Annotated in this window: 15 protein-coding genes and 2 riboswitches; of the genes, 3 read left to right on the top strand and 12 right to left on the bottom strand. The window is 35.0% G+C overall.

Translation table 11 applies throughout. The features are described from left to right. The 4 genes from queC to CWS01_RS09645 form a co-directional block, all read right to left on the bottom strand. Nucleotides 1-666 (bottom strand): 7-cyano-7-deazaguanine synthase QueC, encoded by a 666-nt coding sequence (gene queC / locus CWS01_RS09660; RefSeq protein WP_101176988.1) that lies wholly within the window; start codon nucleotides 664-666, stop codon nucleotides 1-3. Nucleotides 667-929: 263 nt separating this feature from the next. After that, nucleotides 930-2,195, bottom strand: coding sequence for a sensor domain-containing protein (locus CWS01_RS09655; RefSeq protein WP_101176987.1), 1,266 nt, complete (start codon nucleotides 2,193-2,195; stop codon nucleotides 930-932). A gap of 177 nt (nucleotides 2,196-2,372) precedes the next feature. After that, on the bottom strand, nucleotides 2,373-2,540 hold the full coding sequence (locus CWS01_RS09650) for a Fur-regulated basic protein FbpA (protein ID WP_157827617.1): 168 nt from the start codon (nucleotides 2,538-2,540) through the stop codon (nucleotides 2,373-2,375). Between the two features lie 205 nt (nucleotides 2,541-2,745). Continuing rightward, a riboswitch (SAM riboswitch) is annotated at nucleotides 2,746-2,849 on the bottom strand. 47 nt (nucleotides 2,850-2,896) lie between these two features. Then, nucleotides 2,897-3,946 carry an EAL domain-containing protein gene (locus CWS01_RS09645; RefSeq protein ID WP_101176986.1) on the bottom strand — a complete coding sequence of 350 codons (1,050 nt, stop codon included), beginning with the start codon at nucleotides 3,944-3,946 and terminating at the stop codon, nucleotides 2,897-2,899. Nucleotides 3,947-4,166: 220 nt separating this feature from the next. Between CWS01_RS09645 and CWS01_RS09640 the strand changes: the two genes are divergently transcribed. The 3 genes from CWS01_RS09640 to CWS01_RS09630 all read left to right on the top strand — a co-directional run bounded on the left by CWS01_RS09640 (nucleotide 4,167) and on the right by CWS01_RS09630 (nucleotide 9,110). Continuing rightward, on the top strand, nucleotides 4,167-4,790 hold the full coding sequence (locus tag CWS01_RS09640) for a LysE family translocator (RefSeq protein WP_101176985.1): 624 nt from the start codon (nucleotides 4,167-4,169) through the stop codon (nucleotides 4,788-4,790). A gap of 124 nt (nucleotides 4,791-4,914) precedes the next feature. After that, nucleotides 4,915-6,414: an FAD-dependent oxidoreductase gene (locus CWS01_RS09635; protein WP_101176984.1), complete on the top strand. Its 1,500-nt coding sequence runs from the start codon at nucleotides 4,915-4,917 to the stop codon at nucleotides 6,412-6,414. Nucleotides 6,415-6,923: 509 nt separating this feature from the next. After that, nucleotides 6,924-9,110 carry a methyl-accepting chemotaxis protein gene (locus CWS01_RS09630; RefSeq protein ID WP_235852018.1) on the top strand — a complete coding sequence of 729 codons (2,187 nt, stop codon included), beginning with the start codon at nucleotides 6,924-6,926 and terminating at the stop codon, nucleotides 9,108-9,110. 217 nt (nucleotides 9,111-9,327) lie between these two features. Here CWS01_RS09630 and htpG read toward each other — a convergent pair whose 3' ends face one another. The 8 genes from htpG to CWS01_RS09595 all read right to left on the bottom strand — a co-directional run bounded on the left by htpG (nucleotide 9,328) and on the right by CWS01_RS09595 (nucleotide 19,224). After that, nucleotides 9,328-11,208 carry a molecular chaperone HtpG gene (htpG, locus tag CWS01_RS09625; protein ID WP_101176983.1) on the bottom strand — a complete coding sequence of 627 codons (1,881 nt, stop codon included), beginning with the start codon at nucleotides 11,206-11,208 and terminating at the stop codon, nucleotides 9,328-9,330. Nucleotides 11,209-11,391: 183 nt separating this feature from the next. Further along, complete coding sequence (locus CWS01_RS09620) at nucleotides 11,392-12,951, bottom strand: catalase (RefSeq protein WP_101176982.1); 1,560 nt, start codon at nucleotides 12,949-12,951, stop codon at nucleotides 11,392-11,394. Nucleotides 12,952-13,077: 126 nt separating this feature from the next. Next, on the bottom strand, nucleotides 13,078-13,491 hold the full coding sequence (locus CWS01_RS09615; RefSeq protein ID WP_101176981.1) for a GNAT family N-acetyltransferase: 414 nt from the start codon (nucleotides 13,489-13,491) through the stop codon (nucleotides 13,078-13,080). A gap of 298 nt (nucleotides 13,492-13,789) precedes the next feature. After that, nucleotides 13,790-15,211 (bottom strand): amino acid permease, encoded by a 1,422-nt coding sequence (locus CWS01_RS09610; RefSeq protein ID WP_101176980.1) that lies wholly within the window; start codon nucleotides 15,209-15,211, stop codon nucleotides 13,790-13,792. A 249-nt stretch (nucleotides 15,212-15,460) separates the two neighbouring features. Further along, nucleotides 15,461-15,638: riboswitch (Lysine riboswitch) on the bottom strand. A 262-nt stretch (nucleotides 15,639-15,900) separates the two neighbouring features. Next, on the bottom strand, nucleotides 15,901-16,644 hold the full coding sequence (gene map, locus CWS01_RS09605; protein ID WP_101176979.1) for a type I methionyl aminopeptidase: 744 nt from the start codon (nucleotides 16,642-16,644) through the stop codon (nucleotides 15,901-15,903). Between the two features lie 330 nt (nucleotides 16,645-16,974). Next, nucleotides 16,975-17,151, bottom strand: coding sequence for a hypothetical protein (locus CWS01_RS22645; RefSeq protein ID WP_168714379.1), 177 nt, complete (start codon nucleotides 17,149-17,151; stop codon nucleotides 16,975-16,977). A gap of 83 nt (nucleotides 17,152-17,234) precedes the next feature. Continuing rightward, nucleotides 17,235-17,657 (bottom strand): DUF1801 domain-containing protein, encoded by a 423-nt coding sequence (locus tag CWS01_RS09600; protein ID WP_101176978.1) that lies wholly within the window; start codon nucleotides 17,655-17,657, stop codon nucleotides 17,235-17,237. A 118-nt stretch (nucleotides 17,658-17,775) separates the two neighbouring features. After that, a complete protein-coding gene (locus CWS01_RS09595) occupies nucleotides 17,776-19,224 on the bottom strand; it encodes an alpha-amylase (RefSeq protein ID WP_101176977.1) in 1,449 nt (482 codons plus the stop codon). Nucleotides 19,225-19,427: the final 203 nt, after the last annotated feature.

Below are 19,427 nucleotides of genomic sequence, written 5' to 3'. Positions count from 1 at the left end.
TTATTCCGCCTTTTGTTTTGAAGTTAAATATTGATCTAAGCCTGCTTTTCTTAATTTGCAGGCAGGACATTCGCCGCAGCCATTGCCGATAATACCTTCATAGCATGTTAATGTTTGCGTTCTAATATAGTCTAACTGCTGAAGATCATCAGCAAGTTTCCAAGTGTCTGCTTTATCCAGCCACATTAAAGGGGTATGAATAACAAATTGACTGTCCATTGCTAAGTTAATGGAGACATTTAGCGATTTGACAAAGGAGTCTCGGCAATCTGGATAGCCACTGAAATCCGTTTCACAAACCCCTGTAATAATATGTTTGGCGCCAACTTGACTGGCAAGAACTGCTGCAAAAGAAAGAAATAATAAATTGCGCCCAGGTACAAAAGTGGATGGCAATTCGCCATTTTCTCCTTCTTTCACCTCTATATCATTTCTTGTTAATGCATTTGGTGCAAGCTGATTTAATAACGCCATATCTAAAATATGATGGTTTACTTTGAAATCTTTTGCAATTTTTTTGGCACATTCGATTTCTTCTTTGTGGCGCTGATTATAATTAAACGTAACAGCTTCCACTTCCTTAAAAGTGTTTAATGCCCAAAAAAGGCAGGTAGTGCTGTCTTGGCCTCCACTAAATACTACTACTGCTTTTTCATCTTTTAACATCTTACTTAACTCCTTTCATTCCCTAAAAGTTTTGGTTCAAATCATCACTTCTTTTGCACCCATTTTTCTTTTTGTTTTTGATAAAGTTACCTGATTATTTAGCCGCACAAAAAGAAGCAGTACTCCAAGATAGAAGTACTGCTTCTTCTTAGTTTTTTTAAAGAGGGGTGCTAGAACCTCTGCTTATTATGACTAAATAGTATCATATTTTTGCTAGAAAAACCACCTTGCTTTTTTACGGAAAAGCAAAACAAAACGCAAACTTAGGTCATATCTCCTATTTGATAGTCATTTTTTCCCTGTTTTTTAATTTCATACATATATTTATCGGCATTTGTTATGAGGGCATCTACAGTATATCCATGAGTAGGATAGATGCTGATGCCAATGCTTGCTGTAACAATAAAGTTTTCCGATTGAATAGAAAATGGTTCTTGAAAAGCAGATATAATGCGATCAGCAAGTTGCTTGATTTGTGTCAATTCTACAATATTCCGCAAAAGAATAATAAATTCATCTCCCCCATATCGGCACACAAAATCTTCTTTGCGAACGCTGGTAGAAAGTCTTTTGGAAATAGCTGATAAAGCGAGATCGCCATTATGATGACCATACGTATCATTAATTATTTTGAAATTATCGATATCAACAAAAAGCAATGCGAACTTTTTCTTTCCATTGATATATTTAGTCAATTCACCGTGTAAAAAACGACGATTAGGCAGATTGGTCAATTCATCTAAATAAGCTTTTTTCTTTATAAGTTTTTCTAATTGAACCCTTTCTGTAATATCCCTTCCAATAGTGGAAAAATATTCTACATCTCCTTGAGGTGTTTTATGGGCAATGATAATTTGCGAAATGGGTATCTCCCTTCCACCCTTTGTGACAATGGCGGTTTCCCCTTTCCATACCCCTTCTTTTATAGAGATTGGCATCGCTTTTTGTTTCAATAAATCACTTGCCCATTTAGGATGAATGGCTTCTATTGGAAATTCGGAAGTTTCCTTGATGCCTAATATTGTTTTGGCTGTTGTATTAAGAAAGGTAATATTGCCTGATGGATCCATTGTTCCAATAAAATCAGGTGATTCTTTAATTATATCCAATAACTGTTGCTGTTTTCTTTCAGCCGCTTTTTTAGACGTAATATCCCGGTCCATGCCGCGATAACCAACGCAATTCCCCTTTGAATCAATGACAGGAGAACCGCTTGTTTCTAGCACCACCTCATATCCATCTCGATGGATATTGATATTTTCTAAATTTTCAATTGGTAGTTTTTTCGAAAGAAATTCTTCAAAAATGGGGGCAATTCTTTTTGCTTCCCATTCTGGCATTAAATCAAAAGGGGTTTTTCCAATCACTTCTTCTGGTTCATATCCTAACATATCTTTCACTCGTGGACTGGCATATGTATATATTCCGGTATGATCTACTTCCCATATCCAATCATTTACTTGTTCAACTAATGCTCGAAAGCGATCCATTTCCTCATGTTTTTGATTTGATAGATTTTTTTTAATCATATAGATATTCTCCTATGCTTTGCTGGTTAACTATCATGATGATTCATGGGATGGAAATGTAAAAAATTTATATATATTTACATAATACTACCATTTATTTTAATGTGAAACAATTCCAGGAACTTTTTAATTGATAATAGAAAGCGAACAAATAACTGAACAGGAGAAAAACAGCAATTATGCTTGTTTTTCTCCTAAATTCCCCCACGCTTCCTCTAGCTCTGTAACGGATAATTCAAACAAATGAAACGTTCCCTTTTTATAGATGCCATTGTTAAGCAATAAATCAATAAGCTGCTCTTTATACCGTTCTTTATCTGCTATATTCAAAAGTTGTTGATTCAAGTAGTTTTCCTCCTGTATTACGGATTATTCCAAGGTGTTTTATGCGTTTACTTGGTATTAAAGAGAGAGTGCTGCTGATCACTCTGAATTTTTTCCTAAGAAGCAGCTAATCTCTAGCTTATAATCTTTATCCAGGAGGAATTTTTTTAAACCTGTCTAAAAAAAAGAATCCACTTTTAGACAGAAGGGATTCCTTAATTATCTCTTCTTATCTGTCAGACAAATGTCTGCTGGAATTGGCACAGTATTCAAAAGAATCCGCTGCCGAGGTATCATAGGGCCACATCCCTCCACCTCTCTGGATAAGATTATATGAAGTTAAAGTAAATTTATTATTGCATATATGGCGAAGGATATCAATGTGTTCTAAGCATACTTGTTAATTTTTCTTGCTGTAGGGGAGTCGGTAAAGGTTTAGAAAAGAAATAGCCTTGGAATAAATCATAGCCCATTTTTTTTAAAAAGACGTAATCTTCTTCCTTTTCTACCCCTTCTGCAAGTGCTTTTGCTCCAATTTGGCGGCAACTTTTCAAAACCAATTTGGCCATTTTTTGTTTTTCTACATTGCTTGACACCCCATTTGTATACTCTATTGCAAGTTTTACAATATCAGGTTTTAATGCCATTAATTTATCAATATCATTGTATCCCGATCCAACATCGTCTAAAGCGTATAAAAAACCATGGCTGCGGTAATAGTCCAGTATTCTTTTTAACTGGTGAATATCTTTTACTTCATCCGTTTCTACTACTTCAAACACTATTTGATGTGGTTGGATTTCTAATTCATTGATTAATTGAAATGTACTTGCTAAACAATGTTCAGGCACATATATGGCGGTAGGAATAAAATTGATGAACACTAAAACATCATCAACAGAAGCAGCCTGTCTGACCGCTTGCATGCGACATGCTCTATCCAATGAAAATAAACGATTATGTATTCTTGCTGCTTCGAATAGTTTATACGGGGGAATAATTTCTCCTGATTTCTCCATGCCTCTTGACAGTAATTCATGTCCGATAATAACTGGTTCATTATTATGTACGCCAATAATAGGCTGAAAGTAGGTTATTAGCCTATTTTCTTCTATTACATCATCAATCCAGCTAGATTTTCTGCTTTCATTAAAAAAGGTGAGAGGCTGTTTTTCTTCTATCTTTTCGAATGGGTTTAAAGGGTCAGATTCAACGGCATATACTTGTTCTATTTTTAGGTGTTTACAAACATAATCCATCAAGGAGAAAAAATGTGGTTCTATAAGCCAAATAGTAGAGGTGTTGATCATCTTATATTCTGTTTCAGCAAATTTAATAAAATAATATTGAATTTTTTCCATATCTTCCACATTAGAAAAAATGACGGTATAGCCCTTTTGTTTTGGTTGACAACTATCACATTTCATTACATTTCTCCCATCCAAAGCTTTATCTATTTATTTTTTGCAGTTGAACACTTAAACATAGTCCTTTTTTACTATATTAGCTTGTTTTTTTATTTGCTACAAGTAATTAATCTATTTGGGGATTAGTATAGATATTTCTAGCTTCCTTTAAATAAGTGTCGTACAAACCAGCCATCTTGAATACGTTTTATATAGACATGTTTATAGGAGGACATAGCAGATGGGAAGCATTTTGTATTATGTGTTACTTGGACTTTCTCTTGCAGCACCGATGGGACCAATTAATGCAGCAGTCATTAATAGGGGCCTAAGAGATGGATTTTCCTATGCTTGGATATTGGCAATAGGAGCTATGCTTGCAGATATTGTATATATATTATTTGTTTATTTTGGACTAGTTAAGTTTATTAACACTCCAATTATTCAAACCTTTTTATGGTTATTTGGAGGTTTTGTGCTCTTATACTCTGGTGTGGAAGGATTTGTAAAAACTTCTACTGTTTTAACACGAAGCAAAAAAGAACAAAAATCGATTTTCTGGTCCTTTTTATCAGGATTTATGATGAGTTTTATGAATCCGTTAGCGATTGTATTTTGGTTAGGGATATATGGCTCTGTACTTGTTTCTACTGTCACAAAATATGGTACAAGCAAGCTTATTTTTTTTACAGGATGCATCCTTTTTGGCGTTGCAGTCTGGGATTTTTCCGTTGCCTTATTATCCAGTTTTTCTCGCAATTTTATATCAGAGCATATTATTCAGCTGATTTCCAAAATTTCTGCAGTTGGTTTAATTCTTTTCGGGCTATATTTTGGCTATCATGGCATCCAGTTTTTTTTCTAGCAGTTATTTTTGTTCCGATAGTTTCTCCTCTATCCTTTGTAGGAAATGCATAAGATGTTTGTTTTAATTTTCCTTTTTTAGGAAACTATAAAATAAAACAGTATATTTTAGAGGAGAGTTTAATGTGACGAAGGAACATACATCCTATTGGAAGCAAACAAGTAATCTGCCAACTTTTCCAAAACTAACAGAAAATATTGAAACAGATGTTTGCATTATTGGCGGTGGAATCACTGGGATTACGACTGCTTATCTCTTAAGCAAAGAAGGGTTAAAGGTCACCGTACTAGAGGCCGATAAAGTTTTACAAGGCACAACAGGTAATACGACTGCAAAAATCACCCTGCAACATGGCCTTATTTACGATGAGTTGATTGGCAATATTGGAGAAGAACAAGCAAAACTCTACTATGAAGCAAACAAAAAAGGCCAGCAGTTTATGAAAGACATAGCAGAAAAACTGTCAATCGATTGTTCCTTTACAAAGGAAAACAGCTATCTCTATGCAACTAGTGAAAAGTATGCCGAAAAAGTAGAAAAAGAATATGAAGCATACCAAAAATTAGGAATAGAAAGTCAGTTAATAGATAGTATTCCCTTTCCTATTGATACAAAAGCTGTTTTAAATATGACCGATCAATATCAATTTCATCCATTAATCTATTTACATGCTATCCTTTTAGAAATGAAGAAAAACAATGTCACCATTTTTGAACAAACTCCAGCACAAGATATAGAAGAAAAGGACACACCAACGGTTTTAACAGGAAATAATTATCGTGTTTCCTGTAAATATGTGGTCATTGCTTCTCACTTTCCATTTTATGATAAAAAAGGGTTCTATTTTGCAAGGATGTATGCAGAAAGGTCCTATTGTATCGCCTTGAAAGCAAGCAGTCCTTATCCTTTCGGCATGTATTATAATGGGGAAAAACCAGTTCGAAGCATGCGCTCCATTAAAAATAACGGACAAGAATGGGTAATAATAAGCGGCGAAAACCATAAAACAGGTCAAGATGAAGATACAGCCGTTCATTATGATGCCTTAAAAACATTCAGTAAAGAAATTCTGAAGACAGATAAAATAGAATATAGTTGGTCTGCCCAAGATTTAACCACATTGGATAAAATACCATATGTTGGTGAATTAACAAAAAATACACCTTCTATTTTGGTTGCAACTGGCTTTAGAAAATGGGGGATGACAAATGGAACAGCCGCCTCTCTTCTATTGCGGGATATCATTATGGAAAAAGACAATCCGTACCGCTCTTTATTTAGCCCATCTCGATTTCATCCAGATCCTGCAATAAAAACATTTATCACCACTAATTTGGATGTGGCAAAACATTTTGTCTCTGGGAAATTGGATATTGGAGAACAAGAAAGAGCCTTATTGCCAAATGAAGGGGCTATCTTACATATGGATGGAAAAAAAGTAGGATGCTACAAAGATAGCAGCGGAACTATTCATAAAGTTGATACTACCTGCACCCATCTTGGTTGTGAAGTAGCCTGGAATTCAAGTGAGAAAACATGGGATTGCCCATGCCATGGATCAAGATTTGCTTATACAGGAGAAGTGATAGAAGGACCTGCTTTAAATCCTCTGCCGAAACTGTAGATCGATCGTCTTCAACATGATTCGCCTTTTAGTAAAGCAGCTTATTTCCAAACAGAAATTTAGGCTTCTTAAAAAACTGTTTTCAAAATACAATATTTAGCTTTTGGTACAGCCATAACCTATAGTCCTATTACAATAGTATTAGGACTATTTATTTTCACCCATACAAGCGTAAAATAATGATGATAAGGATATTTCTTCTTCATTCCGAAAACGTTTTCCACGTTGGTGTATATCATTTCTTCCCTTCCTTGTTAATTTATATCACAATTTCGCTATTGTAATGATCGAAAAATCTGAATATAATAAAAGAATATTTCAGTTTATAGTTCTATTGTCATAATTAAAGGTCTTTACTTTTCTTTTTTATTTTATAAGACTGCTAATAATAACTGCTAGTGAGAAGGATCATTTCTTCCCCTTAAAGAAGCCTTGTAGCCATTATTTAAGAAAATATAGACTGATAGTCTCACTGCAAACAGAAGAAGGAAAATTTACAGGATGTATGGATGGTGGTAAATATGGGTTATTTTGGTTGGTTAGATTTTCGGGAAGGATTTCCTCTTTGGTGGTCCTTTCGGCTAAATAAGAATCGGACGAAAACGATAGAAGAAACGTTTGAAGGGATTGCAAAAACAAGGTTGGATGTCCTAACAGGATGGGCAAACGGACAATGGGATTTTCTTGAAAAAACTGCGTTGGAATTGGAACATATGCTATCTGATAATTTTAAACAAATTTTGGAGAATAAACTACAAAAAAGCAGAGATTTTACAGAATTATTTTTGCTAGATAAAGAGAAGATTGTTTTGGCCTCCACCTATTCCTCTCATATCGGAGCATCCTATGCCAATGCAAAAGATTCAGCTGGCAGTTATCAAAAAGCTATAGAGTATGTTCTCAAACATAATAAGCCTTTTCTTTATGGACCTTTTCAAGACACTTTTACATTAGAAATTGGGGCAAGAAGTTCTCGTTTCCATGATGAAGTAACACTGCTTTTTTTGCAGCCAGTTATGCAAAGAGGTCAATTGAAATATATTCTTTCCGGGAGAATTCCTAATGATGTAGTTGGAGATTTAATACAGCGTGAAGCTGGCCATGTGTTTCAAGATTCAGGAGATAATTATCTATTTATGGCGAAATCTACGTTCAATCCTGCCATTTCTCAAGGAATAGCCTTGTCTCGAAGTCGTTTTGAAGATCATACCTTTACTTTTGGAGAAAACCTTAAAGACGGCATCCACACCAAATCTTGGGGTACTGTTCAAATAAAAAAGCATACCGAGTTTGAAATTCGTTTTACAGATCCTGCAACAAATGAACTGCATCCAGGTGTTTCTAATACCATTCAAAATGGGGAAAATTTATTTATAGAATTTCCGGGATATTCGGATTATCGCCATATCCCTGTCATCGGAAAGGGAGTAACCTTTCAAATGCCTGGGTCTATTGATACATGGGGAATGATGTGTGAAGCAGATTTAGAAGAGGTGTACCGAAACCGCTCTTTAAATTGGCAGTTTGGTAAAGAAGTTACGTTTATGTTAATTACTGCCCTTATATTAAATATTATGTTTACGATGATATTTGCTATTCCTCCTATCCTGCTTGCATTCATACAGACGGTTTATCTTTCTTTTGCCGGCTTTTTCTTTTATAAAAAAATATTAAATCCAGTTGTATCAAGACTGCGGCAAATGAACGATATTGTACGTAAAATTGCAGAAGGCGGCGGAGATTTAACAATAAGGTTAGATAAAAAGTTGCTTTTGAATGATGAATCAGGTACGCTTGGTCGCTGGGTAAATAATATGATTGATAGCCAAGATGAGCTGATGACAAAAGTTAAATTAGCAACTTTAGATGTGGAACAAGCAAATGAATCTCTGCAAAATAAAACGATGCTTGTAGAAGAAAATTCTTATTCTGTTATTAGACAAATGGGGGAAATGCTTCTCGGCATGAATCATCAGTATCAAGATATTCAAGAAGCGATGAAGCAAGTAGATCAAATTAGCGATAAGATGAAAGAAATGGAATATCTTTCTCAGCAGCAATTAAATGGAGCCTTAGCACAAGTAGAGGGCATCACTACCAAAATGAATCAAATTGTAGAAAAGGTAGGACATGCTTTACAATCCACAGAAGATTTTATGAAACTGTCTCAAAATATTGGCCGAGTGGTCGATTCTATTGATTCTATTGCCCAGCAAACAAATCTTCTCGCATTAAATGCTACCATAGAGGCGGCAAGAGCTGGCGAATATGGTAAAGGGTTTACTGTTGTCGCAACAGAAATACGGAAATTAGCGGATCAAACAACAAATGCGACAAAAGAGATTGGTCAAACTCTGGAGAAAATCGAAGAAAGTTCCGTCCATGTTCAAAAAGCGATTCAAGAAAGCAGCAAAGAAGTAGAAACAGGCTCTGAATTTGTTCATAGTGTTCATGAGGTATTAAACAATATTGCTCAAGCATCTGCTACAGGACCAAATGTAACGGATGAGATGACAGAAATCATTTCTAATATTGCAACAATCAATGAAAAAAATACACATACCGTACAAAATATTGATACAGCTGCTGCAAAAATGGTCAATCTTATACAAGATTCCCGGTTTGATTCGGAACAAAGCTCCTTGGTTGTTTCCCGTTTAAATCGTCTTATTTCGAAATTCAAACTAACGTCATAAAACAGACCTTTCCTTTCTTTTTAAGTAAAGAAAGAAAAACAGACGATGCCAAATTCAGCGGTCATCGTCTGTTTTTTGATCAACTAAATGTAAAAAAAACGGAAAACTAGTGCAGAACATGTACAGCTGCCGTTCCAATAAGAGCCTAAAAAAGACCGCCTCCTATGGAATTAGTTTCCTACAGAAAGCGGTCTTTTTATTTATAGAAACCGTTCGATTATACCATTACTTTGCAGATATTATTGGTAAATTCAACTGGATCGTTAATTGGCAGTCCTTCAATTAATAAAGCTTGGTTATACAATAAATTTGTAAAAAGGGCTAATTTTTCTTTATCACTTGCAAAAGCATTTGTAAGCGATTGGAATACTGCATGATCTTTATTGATTTCCAATACTTTATTGGCTTTTACATGTTGATTATCTGGCATAGCATTTAAGATTTTTTCCATTTCAATCGTTACTTCTCCTTCTGTTGATAAACAAACAGGATGAGATTTTAAACGGGAAGAAATCTTCACCTTGCTAACTTGCCCATTTAAGATATTTTTCATTTCTTCTAATAAATCTTTATTTTCTTCTTCCAGCTTTGGATCGACTTTGCTTTCTTCTTCATTTAACTCTAAGTCGCTTGCAGATACAGATTTAAATTCTTTTTCCTTATAATTCATCAGCATTTTAATGGCAAATTCATCAATATCTTCTGTAAAGTAAAGAATTTCGTAGCCTTTATCTGCCACAAGTTCTGTTTGCGGTAATCTTTCAATTCTTTTAATGGATTCTCCTGCTGCATAATAGATATACTTTTGGTCTTCTTTCATACGTGTAACATATTCATCAAGGGAAACAAGCTTTTTCTCTTTGGATGAATAAAACAGAAGCAAATCTTGAAGCATGTCTTTGTTTGCACCAAAATCGCTGTATACACCAAATTTTAGCTGTCTGCCAAATGATTCATAAAATGTTTCGTATTTTTCTCGTTCATTTTTAAGCATCGTTTGCAGCTGGCTTTTAATTTTTTTTGTCAGATTTTTTTCAATTCGTTTTAACTGACGATCTTGCTGCAGAATTTCTCGTGAAATATTAAGCGAAAGATCACTTGAATCTACCATGCCTTTTACAAAGCTAAAGTAATCAGGAAGAAGATCACCGCATTTTTCCATGATTAGTACACCATTTGCGTATAGTTCCAATCCTTTTTCATATTCTTTCGAATAATAATTAAAAGGTGTTTTTTCTGGAATATAAAGAATGGCCTGATAGGAGATGGATCCATCAACGCTAATATGAATATGCTTTAATGGCTGATCAAATCCAAAACGTTTTTCTGTATAGAAATTTTGGTAGTCTTCTTCTGTTAGTTCATTTTTATTTTTGCGCCAAATGGGCACCATGCTGTTGATGGTTTGTTCTTCTGTCACATCTTCCAGTTCATTTTCTGTGCCTTCTTTTGGTTTTGTTGCCGTGATATCCATTTTGATTGGATAACGAATAAAATCAGAGTATTTTTTAATAATTGCTTTTAAACGATATTCTTCTAAAAATTCTTCATAAGAGTCTTCTTCTGTATTTTCTTTAATTTTCAAGATAATATCTGTTCCGACTGTCTCTTTTTCTCCTGTTTCAATGGTATAACCATTTGCCCCGTGGGATTCCCATTTATAAGCAATATCGCTGTCTAACGCCTTCGTGATAACTGTTACAACATCTGCGACCATAAATGCAGCATAAAAGCCCACACCAAACTGCCCAATAATATCATGGCCATCTTTTAATTCATTTTCTGATTTAAATGCTAAAGAGCCGCTTTTTGCAATTGTTCCAAGATTTGTTTCCAGCTCTTCTTTTGTCATACCGATTCCTGTATCTGAGATTGTTAAGGTACGATTCTCTTTATCTGCTGTTAATTTAATATAATAATTGTTTTTTTCAAAACTTAACGTCTCATCTGTTAACGCTTTATAGTAGATTTTATCAATGGCATCACTCGCATTGGAAATCAGCTCCCGCAAAAATACCTCTTTTTGCGAATAAATCGAGTTAATCATCATTTCTAATAATCGTCTTGATTCGGCTTTAAATTCTTTTGTTTCTACCATTTTCATAAATCCCCTTTCCGCTTTCTTTTATGTACTCTATTGTAAAATAAATTGCTAGCACTTGGCAATGGCGAGTGCTAAACAATATTTTAATATCATACATTCCAATGATTGTCAATTAATTCCCTTTTTCAAAAGAGAAAAGTGCTGGACAGTGTTCAGCACTTTTAAATAGTTGTGTTATTAATATGGGTCTGATGGATGTGCCGCATCTTCTGCAAAAACGACCGCCTCATCCATTTCCTCTTTTTTGTTTTCTTTGTTTTGTTTAATCGCTTCTGCAATTCGTTTCCCGTAATCTTCATCGCATTTTGTGCACATCTTAATCATAATCTGTTGAATTTCTTCTCGGCATGCGCTTAATGCATCAGATAAATTACGGATTAGTTCATCTCGTTCAAAATCTGTAAAACGGCGATATGTTTCCCCGGCTTGACCAAAATTATTTTCTCGATCGATCGTTTCTCTTGTCACATTGCCTTCTACATAGGGGGTATGTTCTTTTCCAGGATTCCCCGCTTCTTTTAAGCCGCCAATAACAGATGGTTCATAGTTTACATGCGGATTTTTGTGTTGATCGAAGTTTGTGCGATAATCCATCTGTCCCCCTTCTTGATTGGTAGCTACATGTTTTTTGGGGCGATTAATAGGCAGTTGGAGATAGTTCGAGCCAACTCGATACCTTTGTGTATCAGAATAGGAGAACGTTCTTCCTTGCAGCAATTTATCATCAGAAAAATCAAGGCCATCGACAAGAACACCTGTACCAAAGGCCACTTGTTCCACTTCTGTGAAATAGTTTTCAGGATTTTTATTTAATACCATTTTTCCGACAGGCAGCCATGGGTAATCTTCTTTATACCACAGTTTAGTTGGATCTAATGGATCAAAATCTAGTTCAGGATGCTCTCCATCTTCCATAATCTGCACATAAAGCTCCCATTCTGGATACTCGCCTTTTTCAATCGCTTCATATAAATCTTGCGTAGCATGATTTGTATTCATCCCTTGAATTTTATCTGCCTCTTGTTGCGTTAAATTTTTAATCCCTTGTTTCGGCTCCCAATGGTATTTCACAAGAACTCCTTTGCCTTCTTCATTCACCCATTTATAGGCATGCACTCCTGATCCTTGCATTTGCCGGTAATTCGCAGGAATTCCCCAAGGAGAGAATAAAAAAGTAATCATCTGCATCGATTCAGGTGTTTGGGACAAAAAGTCAAACATTCTTTCTGGGTCAGATAAATTGGTAACAGGATCTGGCCTAAAAGAATGAACCATATCTGGGAACTTTAATGGATCACGGATAAAAAAAATCTTCAGGTTATTTCCTACTAAATCCCAGTTTCCGTCTTCTGTATAAAATTTAATCGCAAATCCACGTGGATCACGGAATGTTTCAGGTGAATGTCCACCATGAACAACAGTCGAAAAGCGCACAAACAGCGGCGTGCGTTTGCCTTTTTCTTGGAATAGCTTTGCTCGTGTATACTTGCTAATCGGTTCATCGCCAACTGTCCCGTAGCTTTCAAAATAGCCGTGGGCGCCAGCACCTCTTGCATGCACGACTCTTTCAGGAATGCGCTCTCGGTCGAAGTGGCTGATTTTTTCTAAAAAATCATAGTTTTCCAATGTAGTCGGTCCTCTATTTCCGACCGTTCGGACATTTTGGTTATTTGTCACAGGATGACCTTGTTGATTAGTTAATAAATCATCCTGTTCATTATGTTTTTTTTCTTCCATTCTCCTACCTCCTTGAATATGTACATTTTATACTTGCCATTTTAAGGATTTATATGCATTAAAAGGATGATGGAAATAAAGAAAAAAACGCAAAAAAACTCATGAAATAGTCTATTCATGAGTTTTTTAAATAAGGATGGACATACCTGGAGCATCTGCTTCTCTTTCTTGAAATCCTAATTTTTGATAAAATTGTTTTTTTCCTTTTGCAGAAAAAAGCTGAATTGATTGAATGCCTGTTTCTTGGCATTTTTGCAGCAAACCTTCAATAATCCCTTTTCCTAACCCTTTTCCTTGATAGCTTGGATCCACCATTACATCACAGATCAGCGCTTGATATACGCCATCTGAAATCATTCTGCCAAATGCAATTAGCTGCTCCCCATCATATATAGAATAGCAGTACCAACTGTTTTGTGCTGCTGTATATAATTGTTCTCTTGTATAGTTGCCTTTTTTATTTTTTATTAAACCGCTCGCTTCATGTAGTGCTGCAAATAAATCAAAGCTCGGCAATTCCTCTTTTATGATGTAGTCCATTGCTCATTTCTCCTCGTACGTTATCTGTTAATTATATTTATACATTATTATTAATAAATATTCAACTATTATTATAAAAATTTTGAAAATTAAATGAGTTCTATAAAGTGAAACTTCAATCAGTGGGGGTTTTCTTCCTCCCCCACTGATTGTTGAACCAATCGGGCCTTTACGGGCAGTGATCCCCCACCTAGATTTCTCGTTTCCTCTTATCATCTTGAGGTGGGGGTCTTACTGCCCGTTACTGCCGGATAAATAAAAAAGAAACATCCAATTAATAGATGTTTCTTCCTTCTACTTATGCAGATTTTTTGTTCGCCGATACAGCTTTTGGCTGTTTGTTTAATTGATTATAAAAAATAATACCACTTGCAATTAGGATTACGCCGAATGTAAATGTTTTAATGTCCGCCGTTCCAGCAATAATGACCCAAATGGAGTAGATGGTTGCAAGACCGCCAATAATGCCATCTATTATTCTTTCTTTTTTCGTTTTATATGTTTCCCCAGTAATTGTTAGCTTCAGCTGGAAAAAAGAGGAGATCAAATAAGGAATTAAATAAGACAATGTTGCAATATAGATAACAAAATCAAAAGCTTGAGAAATGCTGTTAGAAATCGTTGAGAAAATAAATAATTGACCAAGAATATTTGTAACAATTAAAGAAAAAATCGGAATGCCTTTTTCATTTTCTTTTAAGAATGCTGGGATAAATATTCCTTGTTTTGCCGCTTGATAAGGAACCTCTGAACTTAGCATCACCCAGCCAATAGTCGAACCAAATAAACTGATCAATCCAACAGCCGCAAGAATTTTTCCGCCGACCGGTCCTAAAATGTTTTCCATTGCATCAATTAATGGCTTTTGGGAAGAAATTAATGCATCTTGGCTTAAAATCCCCATTACTAATGTACTGATTCCAATGTAAATGGCTAGTGCAATCAATAATCCAAAAATCGTAGCTGTTTTAATATAAGATTGTTTTTTCGCTCGTGAGGAAAAGACAACAGCTGATTCTACCCCAATAAATGCCCATAATGTCGTAATGGCTGCACTGTTAATTTGTCCAAATAAACTAACGGAATTTCCTGCTTCGTCATATCTTGGTGCCGTAAACGGCAAGATATTGCTTTTTTGAAAGGCGAATAGTGCCACGACAATAAATAATAAAAATCCAGCAACTTTTGCTGCAGTTGCAATAAAGTTAAGTTTTCCAGCACTTTCGATCCCTCTAAGGATGATAAAATTGGTTCCCCATAAAAGAATCGTGCAAACCGCAAATGTTAAAGCATTTCCTACTTTTAAATCAAATGTTCCGACTGTAAATAGAACGGATTGACTTGTTAAGATCGGGAAAAAAGTAGATAGATAACCCGCAAATGTAGTAATAATCGCAATATTGCCGGCTAAATTTCCAATCCAGTAGCCCCATGTAGACATAAAACCAGATAGCAATGATTTTTTTGATCCTGGTTTAAACAGCTCTTTTGCATAGATTTGTGGCCCACCACTAAGCTCTGGTTTCCTTTTGGCTAGATTGCCAAATACAAGTGCCGTAACTAGTACACCTAAGCCTGTTAGTAACCAAGCCGCAATAACGCCGGCAGGACTTGCTACTTCTGAAAGGGAACGTGGAAGCATAAAAATCCCAGAACCGACCATATTTCCAACAACGAGGGAGATTAATATGCCTAGTCCAAGTTTTCCTGTAGTATTCATGTTGTTGTCTCCTTTGATTGTCCTTGTGCTCAAAGATTGGAGAATTTACTGTAAGAATATATTCTGTATAGATTACGAATATCATGTGCATCATTCGCAAAGGGAAGAAAGTGAATACACTTATTCACTATTATTTAAATCTGGGATGTGTATTTGGCTTTTTTAAGGTAATTTAGACAATAGCCAAATAATGGGGCATAAAAAAACACACCTCTAGTCATGGTGTGCGTATACAAAACACCATCAGATAAAAAAGATAGTTCATCATAGTAATTCCTATGACAGTCCTGTACCTATTCGAATACAGTCCCAGCTACTATTATTAGAGAATAATAACGCTTCGGCGATTGTTCCTTTCTAAAGATATCAACAAGCTCTCTAACTTTCCATCTTTATACTGATAAAAATCGCGACCTCTACCTCATCTTGAGCTGATAAGGATTTTTTATTATTCATTTATACAAATAACAATACGCAATATTCACTAGACTGTCAACCTTTTAAATTATAATAAAAAAGTATTTTAATTTTCAAAATATAATTAATCGATAGATTTATAGTTGATTTTTCGCTTTCTAAATAAAAAACTATTCTAATTCATATAAAATAAAAGATTTTTCACAATACTAATAAGAAAGCTATCAAAAAGGAAAGTTTTATGCTTTCCTTTTTGATAGCTTATAATGGGATTATAGAGTAGTGATAATTGGTTTATCTTTTGTAATAATTACAGTATGCTCATATTGGGCAACAAAACTTTTCTCTTTTGTTGAAAAAGTCCATCCATCCTCTTTTTCATATACTTCTTCTGCTTTTGTTGAAATAAATGGTTCAAATGCGATAACCATGCCTTCACGCAATAATTCATTATCCCATGCATCAAAATAGTTTAAAATATGGTCTGGCTTTTCATGCAAAGAGGTTCCAATACCATGTCCCGTTAAATTTTTAATAACGGTAAATCCATTTTTCTTTGCGGTATTAAACACAAATTTGCCGATGCGGTTCTTTTTTCCTCCCGGTTTTAAACATTTTAATCCTTCTTCAAATGCTTCTTTGGCGACTTCACAAAGCTTTACTAAATTAGGGTCTCCATTTCCGACAACAAAAGATTTACCCGTATCCGCAAAATAGCCATCTTTGCTTGCAGACACATCAATATTTACCAAATCTCCTTCTTGAATAACTCTTTCTCCTGGAATGCCGTGTGCCACTTCATCATTTACCGAAATACAAGTATATCCAGGGAAATCATACATAGCTTTTGGTGCAGATACTGCCCCATGCTCTTCAAATAACTTTCCAGCTAAATTATCTAATTCTTTTGTCGTTACACCAGGAACTGTTTTTTTATAAAGTTCTTCGCGAATAATGCTGACGATTTTTCCAATTTCTTTTAGGCCATTAATATCTTGTTCATTTTTTACTATCATCTTTGTCTCTCCGATCATTTTGTTCCAATTTAGTACAGATTATATAAGTACTTTATCTCGTTCTTTATTATATGCTAACAGAACGTTTGAAGCAAAGAGATTATCTGTTTGAAAAACGCTATCGTTTTTCAGCGAACAGCAATAATAGAGTCACAGCCGGTCCAAGAAATAGTGATAACAAAAACCAGTTTAGCCCTGTTCTTTCTTTTCCTTGCGCAAGCGCTGCATTAATTAATGAAAGAGTGTCCCATCCAACAAAATATTGATCCGCTTTTTCTCTTTTCTAAAAAAAGATGTGAGTATATCAATATACTCACATCCCAGGCTGTTTTATTCTTTATATTCTCCATTGTTTTTTGCTGCTTTTTCTTTTTTAGCTTTATCTTTATGAATTTTATTTGTTGCCGCACTTCCAAATTCATGGGCAAATTCTTCATTTAATACCGCAGAATCAAAGCCTTTTTTATTTTTCTGTGCTGCATCATTTTTTTTGTTCTTTTTTGCCATGTGAACTCCTCCTTTTTGGTACAAAATTAGTATAAGTGCAAGAGATATTTTTTATGCAAAAAGGAGAATGGCAAAGGTCTAACTTATTTTGGCGGGTATAATTCCTGCAAAAAAGCAATGGAATGCTCAATGAGTTCTTTTAATACAGTTGTATCTATATCGGCAAGCTTATTAATATAAACACAAGCTTTTCCTGTTGTATGTTTTCCTAGCCTGCTTAACAGTTCTTCTTTTTTCGGATCATTTTCCGCAAAATATAAACTTATTTTTGATTTCCTTGGCGAAAACCCTACTAAAAAGGCATCTCCTTCGTGTCCTGTTTTATATGTATAATGATAAGATCCAAAGCCAATCATGCTTGGTCCCCACATTTTCCCTTGATATCCTGTTGTATCAGTAAATAAATTAAGCAATTGATAGGCATCCGCTCTTTTTTTTTGATTTTCTACACTTTCAATAAATTCAATTACACTATTTTCTGTTTCTTTTGTCTTTAATTCGTACATACGTTTCTTCCTTTCTTTTCTTTTTTAGTATATTCGCTCCTTTCTAGTTAATCTCCTTTCCTTTTATTTCAAAAAAATAGGATAAATCACCTTTTTGATGATTTATCCTAAATTGCGATTAGTCTGCTAACCCCCAAACGGAGACGCTCTTTCCATCCACTGGGAAATCGGCAAAACCATCTTCCGCTATTTCCACTTTATCCTTTCTTGTATTGGTGAAATCTATCCATTTCTCTCCACCACGATTCTCGCCAACAAACATTCTTTTGACGCCTTCCTCATGGTTGGATATAACAACTGCACAGCCAGATTTTTTTATAGACTCCTCTCCATGGCGAACCCAGCCAATAATATGCTGATCATCGAAGTAATCATCTTGTTTGCCATATGCTTTTTGTTTTCGTGCATATAATAATGGATCAATCGCCATTTTTTTGCCGTCAATAGGCTCATCGCCGCCGATTCCAAAATAATCTCCGTAGAAGACTGCTGGATAGCCATCTTTGCGAAGCAGGATAAGACTATAGGCAATCTGCTTAAACCAATCTCCTACCCACGATTCAAGGGATTCATTTGGCTGTGTATCATGATTGTCTACAAATGTTACACTATTTTGTGGATTTGTTTGCACTAAGGTATCTTCAAAGATAGTAGACATATCAAAATCACTGCCTTCTAGTGATGCGGTATGTAATTTATAATGCAAGGGTACATCAAATAAGTCGATTTTATGGTCCATTTCTTCTAAAAACGCTTGGCATTCTTCTAAATCCGTTTTCCAAAACTCCCCAACAAAATAAAAATCATCGCCGTTATTATCTTTCATATTTTCCACAAATCGCTTAATAAATTTATGGTTGATATGTTTGATGGCATCTAAACGGAAACCATTGCATTGAAGAGCTTCGCTTATCCACTTTCCCCAAGAAATCATTTCATCTTGGACTTCCATATTATTGTAATCAATATTGGCGAACATTAAAAAATCATAGTTGCCAAACTCATTATCCACATGGGTATTCCAGTCCTTATTTTTCCCAAGAATGCGATATACTCCTTCTTTTTCCTCTTTTGCGTCGTAATCGGTTCCGTTAAAATGTTCAAAGTTCCATTCAAAATCAGAATACTCCCCTTTTCTTCCTGGAAACGTAAATTTTGTCCATCCTTTAATGTCAAAAGGTTCTGAAATATCTTCTTCTCGGTTTTCCGGATTTACTTCAACCACTTTAAAGGTTTCTGTTTCATCCGCTGCTGCTTTATGATTCATAACAATATCTACATATACAGCTAAACCAACATTGTGGCAAGCTTTAATGGCTTCTATCAACTCTTGTTTTGTTCCATACTTTGTTCGCACGCCGCCTTTTTGGTCGAACTCTCCTAAATCATACAGATCGTATACTCCATACCCATTATCATTAATGGATTCGCCCTTTGTAACGGGTGGAATCCAAATCGAATCAATGCCAGCTTCCTTTAAAGTTCCTGCCTGCTCTTTTAATCTTTTCCAATGTTTCCCGTCTGCCTCTACATGCCATTCAAAAAATTGCATCATTGTTTGATTCATTTATTCTTCTCCTCTTTCTATTTGTTTAGTTGTGTATGAATAATTTGTACCCCCATTTTTTGATTTTGAAGCATTTTTTTTAAAATAATAAAGAGATTCACCACACACAGCATTATTTTTTCTAAATAAGCCTATTAAATCGATGATTCTATTTTGTTTATCAACTGGATTGTTGGCCGCTTTTCATAAAAAAAGACACACAA

It is taken from the genome of Niallia nealsonii (assembly GCF_002835805.1).
In the GTDB taxonomy this organism is placed as follows: domain Bacteria; phylum Bacillota; class Bacilli; order Bacillales; family Cytobacillaceae; genus Niallia; species Niallia nealsonii.
This window is presented reverse-complemented; position numbering and strand designations above follow the sequence as displayed.